We start from the raw sequence: 10,393 nt of genomic DNA, 5'->3' as shown, positions 1-10,393 counted from the left end.
AATTTGCCTGGCGGCTGTAGCGCGGTGGTCCCACCTGACCCCATGCCGAACTCAGAAGTGAAACGCCGTAGCGCCGATGGTAGTGTGGGGTCTCCCCATGCGAGAGTAGGGAACTGCCAGGCATCAAATAAAACGAAAGGCTCAGTCGAAAGACTGGGCCTTTCGTTTTATCTGTTGTTTGTCTGTGAGCGCTCTCCTGAGTAGGACAAATCCGCCGGGAGCGGATTTGAACGTTGCGCAGCAACGGCCCGTAGGGTGGCGGGCAGGACGCCCGCCATAAACTGCCAGGCATCAAATAAGTGAAGAAGCCCATCCTGACGGATGGGCTTTTTTGCGTCTGTACGAAATAGAAAAGCGCTCAGATCGCGCTATTCGTCTTCATCAGCATATAACTGCCTGAGTGCATTGATATTGACGATTAAAATTTTGCCGTACTTCGCGTCTATCCATCCTAATTTCTCCCACGCAACCAACCGTTTATTGATGGTTTGGCGAGTCGTATTAATGATTGTCGCCAGATCGTCCTGCGTCAGATAGAGATTGATCAACACTCCCCGTTCATGCGGCTCGCCGTATCCCTCTGATAGGCTGACTAACCGCTTTGCGAGGCGCGCAGACACCGATAACAACGTGCTGTCATGCAGCATGGTGAAGGCATTGCGTACCACTTTACACAACAGTAACGCCAGAAAACGATGAAGAATCGGGTAGTTTTGCAGAAGGAATTCAACGTCGCGGGGCTTTAGCGTCAGGAGTATCGTCTTACCGATCGCCCTCGCATCGTGGGTGCGGGTAGACTTATCGATCATGCCAATTTCGCCGAACCAGTTGCCCGGCGAAAGATAGCGGAAAATACATTCTCTGCCATCGGCAGAGACGGAACTCACCTTCACGGAACCGGTGATGACCGCATACAAACCCAGCGATTCATCACCGCGGTAGTGAATGATTTCACCATTCTCGTATTGATACAGAGTGGCGCGGGACACCATCTGTTCAATGAGATAATCCGGTAGTGCGCGAAACCAACTGCTGCCAAGCAGAATAGTGTTGATCTCCTCCGGCGAAATGGCGGGATCATGTGACGGTGCTACGGCCAATATCTTAACCATCGTTGTGACTGCCTGAGGTTGATTGTTGTCGTAGCACTGTATCATTTCCTGTTAATCAGAGTGGCGCAGATATTTTGCCTCGCTGGCCGATACGTTGCGGTTGGCGGGCGGCGTGTTCATGGGCTTTTCAATGCCGAATCGACGGAGCGCCAGAATCATCAGGCTGCCCGCTGCCGTCACCATGGCCAGGAAATAGAGCCCCGCCTGCGCAGAGTGAAAGGTTTGTTCCGCCCAGACGCGCAGGTTTGGTGCCACAAATCCTCCCAGATTCCCCATCGAGTTAATCAACGCGATGCCCGAAGCGGCTGCCGCACCGCCAAGATAAGAAGAGGGGAAGGTCCAGTATAACGGCTGCATTGCCAGGTGCCCGGCAGCAGCGACGCACAGAGCGACAATGGCAATCAACGGGATACTGTCTGCGAGCCCGGAGATGGCAATCCCGACGGCGCCGGACATAAAGGTGATAGAGGCAACATAACGACGCTCCTGCAATCTTTCCGAAATACGCGGCACGTAGTACACCGCGATAGCCGCGCACAGCGGCGGAATAGCGGTAATGAAGCCGACCAGTAAGCCCACTTTGGTGCCCATCAGCGTAGCGATTTGCGTCGGCAGGAAAAAGTAGATCCCATAACCGCATACCTGCACCGTAAACCAGATCAGGCATAAATAAAGCACACGGATGTCCAGCAGCGCTTGCCATACCCCTTTCGGCCCGTGGGCGAGTTTGACCTGTTCCTCCTGATCCAGCGTTTTATTTAGCGCCGCTTTTTCCTGTTTTGTCAGCCAGCTAGCGTTATCAGGGCGGTCATCAAGATAGAAGAAGACCCAGATGCCAACGGCGGAGGCGAGCAGACCTTCCACGAGGAACATCAACTGCCAACCGTGCAAACCAAACGCCAGTACCGTGCCCTCAAGCGACAGCAGTGAACCGGAAAGCGGCCCGCCGATGATGAAGGCCAGCGGTGCGCCAAACAGAAAGTAGCCGGTGACGCGCGCGCGGATATGCTGCGGGAACCAGAAGGTCAGATAAAGAATAACCCCGGGAAAGAAACCTGCTTCGCTGACGCCAAGCAGGAAGCGTAAGAAGATAAAAACCGACTCCGTGTGGGCAAACATCATCGACGCGGACACGAGGCCCCAGGTCACCATAATACGCGCAAGCCAGACGCGAGCGCCGATACGATAAAGCAGTATATTGCTGGGGACTTCAAACAGCGCATAGCCGATAAAGAAGATCCCGGCGCCAAAAGCGTAAGCCGCATCACTGAGGCCGGTATCCAGCTGAAACTCTTGTTTGGCAAAGCCAATGTTGGAACGATCCAGATAGGCCAGAATAAACATCAACGTCACCATCGGGATGATCCGACGAATGGATTTACGGATTGCCAGTGATAAATCCTGATCGGTAGGGGCGGGCATAAATCACCTCTTTGTATTTGTCATTATTGTTGTGGCCCGAGCCGTGCCCGGGCGATACAGGTTGGTTTATCTTACGCTAAAGCGCTCAAGCGCCTCCTGGCGAAGGGTAGTGCCGGCGCCAGGCGCGGTGGGCAGAGAATAGTAGCCCTCGTTGACTTCCACCGGATCGACGAAGCAGTCCAGCGTCCAGGGGATAAATTCCAGCAATGAGCAGGAAGGGTGCGCCATGACCAGGTGCAACTGCGCCTGCATCATGTCACCGTGATGGGGCGTGACCGGCAGATTGAAAGCCTGACCCAGATCGGCAATTTCCCAAACCGCCGTCAGCCCCCCACAACGCGTTGCATCCGGCTGCAGGTAATCCACGGCACCCGCCAGCACAAATTCTTTAAATGAATCAAATTGATAGAGAAGCTCACCCAGCGCAATCGGTGTGTGGATATGTTCAGCCAGCGTACGGTGGCTCGCGACGTCATCGTGCCACATCGGCTCTTCAAACCAGGTGATATCGAAATCCGCCAGCCGTGAGCCGTATTGTTTGGCGGTACTGATGTCCCATTTGGCGTTCGCGTCGACCATCAGATTCACGTCATCGCCGATCGCCTTTCTGACGGCCTCAATACGTTTGAGATCCTCACGCGGGTCCGGCTTGCCGATTTTCATTTTGATGGCATTAAACCCTTCTTCAAAAATCATTTTCTTGCAGTCATCAACCAGCTCCGCCGTATCGCGGACCAGCCAGCCGCAGTCGGTGTTATAGGCGAGAACGCGGGTGTTTTTCGAGCCGCCAAAGACTTTCCATAGCGGCTGCTCGACCATTTTGGCTTTAAGATCCCACAGCGCGATATCAATGGCAGAGAGCGCCATTTGCATCAAACCGCCGCGACCAACCCAGATATTGGTCGAACTGCGCGACATCTTACGGTGCAGATAGCGGACTTCGCTGGCATCTTCGCCGATCAGCATGGGGCCGAAAACGTCCTGAATGATCGTGGTGATAAGGCGGTCGGTGGTGATATCGGCATGGGTGCCGGTATAGCCATAGCCAACAAGACCGGTATCCGTTTCGATCATCACCCCCGGCATTCCCCAATGGGTAATGCTATGGGTTGAGTCGCCGATAATATTTTTCGTGACCGGCACGTGCATAATAAACGTGGTGAGTTTGGTGATTTTCATTGCTGCTTCCTGTGTCTGTATGTCCTGACGGATGGCCGCAATGTAACAACGGCCCTCCGGCAAGGCTGTCAAACGGTTGACACATCCTCGGAAGCGGAAGGGATTAACTGCGTTTTTTGAAGTGGATCGCGAATTTGGCCGCTGCCCGCCGGGGTGACGGGCAGCGCGATATCAGGCCATCTCTCCAATCGTCTTACGAAAACGAACCAGTGCGATAGTAAAAAAGACGCCGCCAATCGCCAGCAACGTTAAGAACTGCGGCCAGACGATGGCAAAATCTGCCCCGCGATAGAGAATGGCCTGTGCCAGGCTGACGAAATGCGTGGTCGGCATGGTTTGCATAATATCCTGCACCAGCTGCGGCATGCTCTCGCGCGGCGTGGAACCGCCGGAAAGCATCTGTAGCGGCAGCAGCACCAGGATCATCAATAACCCCAGCTGCGGCATGGAGCGGGCAATCGTCCCCATAAAAATACCGATCGACGTCGTGGCAAACAGGCTCAACGCCACCCCCAGCATAAACAGCGGGATCGACCCTTCAATTGGCACCTGCAGCACGCCCTGCACCATCAATATCAGCGACAGCCCCGACACCACCAGAACAACCAGCCCCATCGACCAGATTTTGGCAAGCATTATCTCAAACGGCGTCACCGGCATCACCAGCAGGTGCTCCACCGTTCCATGCTCGCGCTCGCGAATCAGCGCTGAACCGGTCAGGACAATCGCCAGCATGGTGATATTGTTGATAATCGCCATTACTGCGCCAAATCGTTCCTGTTCAAGGTTGGGGTTAAAGCGCATCCTCACCGCCAACTCCACCGGCAGCACGCTATTTTCGCGATAGCGGGACACAAAGCTGTTCACCTCGGCGGTCACGATATTCTGGATATAGCCATTGCCGGTAAAGGCCTGACTCATGCGTGTGGCGTCAACGTTTACCTGCAAATCAGGCTGCCTTCCTGCCAGCACATCTCGTTGAAAATTAGGCGGAATGTTAATGGCGAAGGTATAGCGCCCGGCATCCAGCCCGGCGTCCATTTCATCGGCGGTGATAAGCTCCGGCTCCAGAAACCACGGACGATAGAAACTATTGATAATCCGTGAGGAAAGCTGCGATTTATCCATGTCGGCAATGGCGATTGGCGCCAGGTGCAATGAGCCCGGCATCACCGTCGCGGAGGAGTAAACCGAGGCGGTAAAGGCAAAGACGATCAGCGCCAGCATGGCTTTATCGCCCAGCAGGCTGCGCAGCTCTTTCACACCGAGGTTATAAATATTGCGTAATCCGCGCATTACCCCTCCTGTTTTTTCAGCAGCCATACGGAAAGCCCCAATACCAGCGGTACGGCAATCAGTAAGGGAATAAACGATCCCCACAGGTCACCCAGACCCAGCGCCTTCGAGAAGGTGCCGCGGGCGATAGTCAGGAAATGGCTGGTTGGATAAATCTGGCCAATCCAGCGTCCAGGCCCTTCGAGCGAGGCTACCGGGTCGATCATGCCGGAAAACTGCGTGGCGGGGATCAGCGTAATGATCGCCGTACCAAAGATCGCCGCAATCTGGCTCTTCATAAAGGTGGAGATCAGCAGCCCCAGCCCGGTGGCGATCGTCACGTATAGCAGCGCCGCCAGCGTGAGCGTCAGGAAGCTGCCCTTGTGCGGTACGCCGAAGACAAACACCGACAGCGCGCACAGCAGCAGAAAGTTGAACATCCCCAGCACGATGTACGGCACCTGCTTGCCGAGCAAAAACTCGCTGCGGGTGGTTGGCGTGACGTACAGATTGATGATCGACCCCAGTTCTTTTTCCCGCACTACGCTCAGCGCGCTGAGCATCGCCGGGATCATCATCAGCAGCAGCGGGATCACCGCAGGGACGATCGCCGGCAGGCTTTTCACGTCCGGGTTATAGCGATAGCGTGTCTCGATAGAAATCAACGACGTATCCCGGCTGGCAGAAGGCTGACGCCCAGCCATCTCCTGTAACCACGCAAGGTGCATCGCCTGCACGTAGCCGCGCACCGTTTCCGCGCGGTTTGGCATCGCGCCGTCGACCCACACGCCAATCTGCACCGGCGTGCCGCGAGCAATATCGCGGCCAAAGTTAGGTGGGATCTCTATCGCCACCGCCAGCTCGCCGTCGCGCATGCGACGGTCGAGATCGTCGTAGCTATACAGCGGCGGCTGCTCGATAAAATAGCGCGATCCGGCAATGTTCTGCGTCCAGCCCTGACTGCTAACCGTTTGATCGCGATCGAGCACCGCAAAACGCAGATCCTCGACGTCCATACTGATCCCGTAGCCCATGATAAACATCAGGATCACCGTACCGAGCAGCGCCAGCGTTGAGCGCACCGGATCGCGCCGTAACTCCAGCGCCTCGCGGCGGCTGTAGCTGAAAAGGCGCCGCAGGCTAAAGGCCTGGCGCGGCGGCTCGTTCTCACTCTTACGCGGCGTATCCACCATTTCCGCGACGGGAGTCGGGTCAGAAGCCTCCTGCAGATAAGCGATAAAAGCCGCTTCCAGCGTGGCCGCGCCGCGCTGTTCCACGAGCGCCTGCGGCGTATCGCTGGCCAGCACCTTGCCGGCATGCATCAGTGAAATACGGTCGCAGCGCTCGGCTTCGTTCATAAAGTGGGTGGAGATAAAAATGGTGACTTTATCCCGCCGCGCCAGGTCCACCATCAACTGCCAGAACATATCGCGCGCGACCGGATCGACGCCGGAGGTCGGTTCATCGAGGATCAGCATCTCCGGGCGATGAATCACCGCCACCGCCAGCGAAAGGCGCTGACGGATCCCCAGCGGCAGCGCTGCGGGCAGGGCATCTTCGACCTCGGTAAGCATAAAGCGCTGGCTCATTTCCGCCACACGGCCAGGGATCTGATCATCCGGTATATGGAACAGCTTTGCATGCAGCTCCAGGTTCTGACGTACGCTCAGCTCGCTATAGAGCGAAAAAGCCTGCGACATATAGCCGACGCGGCGGCGGGTGGCGATATCTTTCGGATCCACCGGCTGACCGAACAGCCAGGCCTCGCCCTCGCTGGCGGGCAGCAGCCCGGTCAGCATTTTCATAGTGGTGGATTTACCGCAGCCGTTAGATCCCAGAAAGCCAAAAATCTCGCCGCGGGCAATGCGGAAGTTAACGTGGTCAACCGCGACAAAATCGCCGAAGCGCATCGTCAGGCCGCGGGCTTCAATGGCAATCTCTTCTTCGCTCGCGTCGCGCGGTGGGATGATCACCTGCTGGTGCGCATTGCGCTGCGCTTCCGGCAGCAGCGCGATAAACGCTTGTTCCAGCGTCTGGCTGTCGGTTTGTGTACGCAGTTCCTCGGCGCTGCCGGTGGCCAGCACTTCCCCGTCGTTCATCGCGACCAGCCAGTCGAAGCGCTCGGCTTCTTCCATATAGGCGGTAGCGACCAGTACGCTCATGTCAGGCTGGCGCTCGCGGATACTGTCGATAAGCGTCCAGAATTGCGCGCGGGAAAGGGGGTCGACGCCGGTGGTGGGTTCATCGAGGATCAAAAGCTGCGGATCGTGGATCAGCGCGCAGCACAGGCCCAGTTTCTGCTTCATACCACCGGAGAGTTTCCCGGCCGGACGATCGCGGAACGGCGCCAGCCCGGTGCTGTGCAGCAGCTCATCAATACGCGCTTCGCGCTCGTGTTTATCGTGACCGAACAGACGGGCGAAGAAGTCGACGTTTTCGTACACCGACAGCGTGTGATAAAGGTTTTTACCCAGCCCCTGCGGCATCCAGGCGATCTTCGGGCAGACATCGCGGCGATGTCGGGCGTCGCGCATATCGCCGCCAAGCACCATCACATTACCCTGTTCAATCACTCGCGCGCCGGCAATCAGCGACAGCAGGCTGGATTTGCCCACACCGTCCGGGCCAATCAGCCCCACCATGCAGCGAGACGGAATGGTCAGCGTAATGTCGTTGAGCGCCACGGTCGTGCCAAAACGCTGTCCGACGTGCTCAAGCCGAGCGACCGGGGGATGTGCGTCCTGTTTCATTGCGGCAGCCTCACCATCAGCATGGCAGGCCACTGCTGTTGGTTATCCAGTCGGACATAGGCCATGCCCGGCAGACCGGTTTTCACATATTCCAGGTGTTCTGCCAGCAGCTCGGGCGGAATGCGCGCCTTGACGCGGAACATCAATTTAAGCCGCTCGTCGCTGGTTTCTACGGTTTTCGGCGTGAACTGGGCGACGCTGGCGACAAAGCTGATATGGGCAGGGATCACCAGATCCGGCGCGGCGTCGAGGATCAGACGCACCTCGCTGCCCAGTGCCAGCAGGCCAGCCTGCTCGGTTGGCAGGAAGAAGGTCATATAGACGTCGGCCAGGTCGACCATATTCAGCACCCGACCACCGGCGGCCAGCACTTCGCCGGGTTCGGCGACGCGATACTGAATACGTCCGTCGCGCGGCGCTTTCAGCGTGCTATCGTCAATGTCGGCCATGATACGTCGCTCGGTGGCCTGAGCGGCTTCAACGCGGGTTTGCGCCTGGATAATGCTGGTACGTGCCGCTTCGATGGCCGCTTTAGCCGCAGAAACCTGGGCGCGGGCAGATTCCAGCGCAGCCCGACCGCTTTCGGCGGCGGCGCGGTCATCATCAAGTTGCTGAGCCGATACCGCGCCGCGCTGCGATAGCGTGCTGGAGCGGGCGTGGCGTTTTGACGTGGAGTCAAGCTCAGCCTGGCGCTGTTTCACCACCGCTTCGCTGGCGCGCATTTCGCTTTGTCGCTGGTCGAGCAGGGCTTTTGCCGCGGCGACGGCGCTTTGCGCCTCTTTAATCTGCGCGGCGGCTTCCAGCCGCTGTTCATTCAGGACGCGGGTGTCCATCTTCGCCAGGATCTCGCCCTGGCGGACAAACTGCCCCTCTTTGACCAGAATCGCCTCGATACGTCCGGCGGTTTTGCTGGCGATATCCACTTCGGTGGCTTCAATTCTGCCGTTGCTGCTGGCGAAGCCTTCTGGTAGCCCCGGTGGACGCAGCATCCACCATGTCACGGCGGCAATCGCCACCGCCAAACCGACGAGATACCAGGCCCAATGCCGCTTGAATTTGTCCATACGCTACCCGCTCTGTTCCCTGTTACTGAGTGGCGCGCGTTTCGTACTGAGGAGGGGAAAGGATGCTGTGAAGTGTGCTACTCATGTGGTCATCATCAGCAATCCTGGCCGTAAATGAAACACGCATAAATATAGCTACTGTCAATGTCATACTAGCATCGGCATTGATTATGTCCATACCATTAACAGGGACTTGCTGATTGTGTAACACGATTAATCAAAACAGGCGAAGGGCATCCGCACAGCCTGATGCCCTTATGGCGCTCAGAACAAAAGGGGGAGCCCCAGCCCGCGCTTGACCGCGTGCAGCGTCTGCTGCGTCACTGCATGCGCCCGCTCACTGCCCTGGCGCAAGAGATCTGTAAGCATCGCTTTATCCTGAATGACGGTCGCGCGGCGTTCGCGAATGGGGGCCAGCAGCTCCTGCAAACAGGTTTCCAGTTCGTTCTTACACTGCCTGTCGCCCAGCCCGCCGCGCTGGTAGTGCGCCTTCATCTCCGCGACCAGCGTTTTGTCGGGATGGAAGGCATCAAGGTAGGTAAAGACGACGTTGCCCTCAATTTTTCCCGGGTCGGCCACGCGCAGATGGTTGGGGTCAGTAAACATGGCGCTGACCGCCTGGTGGATCTCCGCCTCGCTGGCTGACAGCGTCAGCGTATTACCGAGTGATTTCGACATTTTAGCGCCGCCGTCAATTCCCGGCAGGCGGCTGACGTCGCTGAGCAGCGCTTTGCAGTGGCGTAGCACCGGTTCGGTCGTCAGGCTATTCATCTTGTGCACGATCTCGTTGGTTTGTTCGATCATCGGTAGCTGATCGTCGCCAACGGGCACTCGATCGGCGCCAAATGCGGTAATGTCGGCGGCCTGGCTGATGGGATAAACCATAAAGCCCACCGGCAGCGCGCGAGAGAAACCTTTCTGCGCAATCTCATTTTTCACCGTCGGGTTACGCTCCACGCGGGCGACGGTAACAATATTCATATACAGCGCGGTCAGCTCCGCCAGCGCGGGCAGGGCGGATTGCAGGCAAATGGTGGTGCGCTGCGGATCGATGCCGACGGCGAGATAGTCGGCCATGACTTCCAGTATGTTGTGGCTGATTTTCTGCGGATTGCTGCCGTTGTCGGTCAGGCCCTGCAGGTCGGCAATCAGAATAAACTGTTGGTGTTCATGCTGAAGCTGCACGCGTTGGCGCAGCGAGCCGGCATAGTGTCCAAGATGCAGCTGTCCGGTAGGACGGTCGCCGGTAAGAATGGTGTGTGTGGTGTTCATCAGTCGCTCCTTATAAGACATAAAGCCGAAAGACGTGACTGAAAAACAACAAAGCCGCCTTCCGGCGGCTTTGAAAAAGATAACGTAACCCATGCCGCCTGTTATAAAGGCAGCCACCAACGATTTGAGCGGGTAACGGTTACGTTTGTGTTCATCCGGACATCGTGCCATCAACCTGGCTTGGTTGTCTACCCCTGACATGATTAGTACGGCGAATTTTTTACGAAATGATTAGCCAATTTTTTCCAGAAAATAATAACGTTACGTAACCTTATTGATATTTCATTATGAGGGTGACGTTTGATTATATCCCTTATAT

Annotated in this window: 7 protein-coding genes and 1 rRNA gene; 1 reads left to right on the top strand and 7 read right to left on the bottom strand. The window is 56.9% G+C overall.

What is annotated here, in order from left to right; translation table 11 throughout:
* Positions 1 to 6: 6 nt before the first annotated feature.
* Positions 7 to 122, top strand: a 5S ribosomal RNA gene (gene rrf, locus NNN71_RS21160).
* 246 nt (positions 123 to 368) lie between these two features.
* On the opposite strand, the gene NNN71_RS21155 is transcribed toward rrf, so the two are convergent.
* The 7 genes from NNN71_RS21155 to trpS form a co-directional block, all read right to left on the bottom strand.
* The gene (locus tag NNN71_RS21155) at positions 369 to 1,112 is read right to left on the bottom strand and encodes a Crp/Fnr family transcriptional regulator (RefSeq protein ID WP_271459271.1); all 744 of its coding nucleotides are present in this window, start codon (positions 1,110 to 1,112) and stop codon (positions 369 to 371) included.
* Positions 1,113 to 1,163: 51 nt separating this feature from the next.
* Positions 1,164 to 2,534: an MFS transporter gene (locus NNN71_RS21150; RefSeq protein WP_064547050.1), complete on the bottom strand. Its 1,371-nt coding sequence runs from the start codon at positions 2,532 to 2,534 to the stop codon at positions 1,164 to 1,166.
* A gap of 66 nt (positions 2,535 to 2,600) precedes the next feature.
* The gene (locus NNN71_RS21145) at positions 2,601 to 3,713 is read right to left on the bottom strand and encodes a mandelate racemase/muconate lactonizing enzyme family protein (RefSeq protein ID WP_163449109.1); all 1,113 of its coding nucleotides are present in this window, start codon (positions 3,711 to 3,713) and stop codon (positions 2,601 to 2,603) included.
* 171 nt (positions 3,714 to 3,884) lie between these two features.
* A complete protein-coding gene (locus NNN71_RS21140; protein WP_271459270.1) occupies positions 3,885 to 5,009 on the bottom strand; it encodes an ABC transporter permease in 1,125 nt (374 codons plus the stop codon).
* Positions 5,009 to 7,738: a ribosome-associated ATPase/putative transporter RbbA gene (gene rbbA / locus NNN71_RS21135; RefSeq protein ID WP_271459269.1), complete on the bottom strand. Its 2,730-nt coding sequence runs from the start codon at positions 7,736 to 7,738 to the stop codon at positions 5,009 to 5,011. The genes NNN71_RS21140 and rbbA overlap by 1 nt, the downstream gene beginning before the upstream one ends.
* Entirely contained in the window at positions 7,735 to 8,802 is a 1,068-nt protein-coding gene (locus NNN71_RS21130) for an HlyD family secretion protein (protein ID WP_167576979.1), read from the bottom strand. Before NNN71_RS21130 ends, rbbA begins: the two co-directional genes overlap by 4 nt.
* 264 nt (positions 8,803 to 9,066) lie before the next feature.
* A complete protein-coding gene (gene trpS / locus NNN71_RS21125; protein ID WP_249022394.1) occupies positions 9,067 to 10,074 on the bottom strand; it encodes a tryptophan--tRNA ligase in 1,008 nt (335 codons plus the stop codon).
* Positions 10,075 to 10,393: the final 319 nt, after the last annotated feature.

Source organism: Kluyvera sp. Awk 3 (genome assembly GCF_028069715.1).
GTDB classification, from domain to species: Bacteria; Pseudomonadota; Gammaproteobacteria; order Enterobacterales; family Enterobacteriaceae; genus Kluyvera; species Kluyvera georgiana_A.
This window is presented reverse-complemented; position numbering and strand designations above follow the sequence as displayed.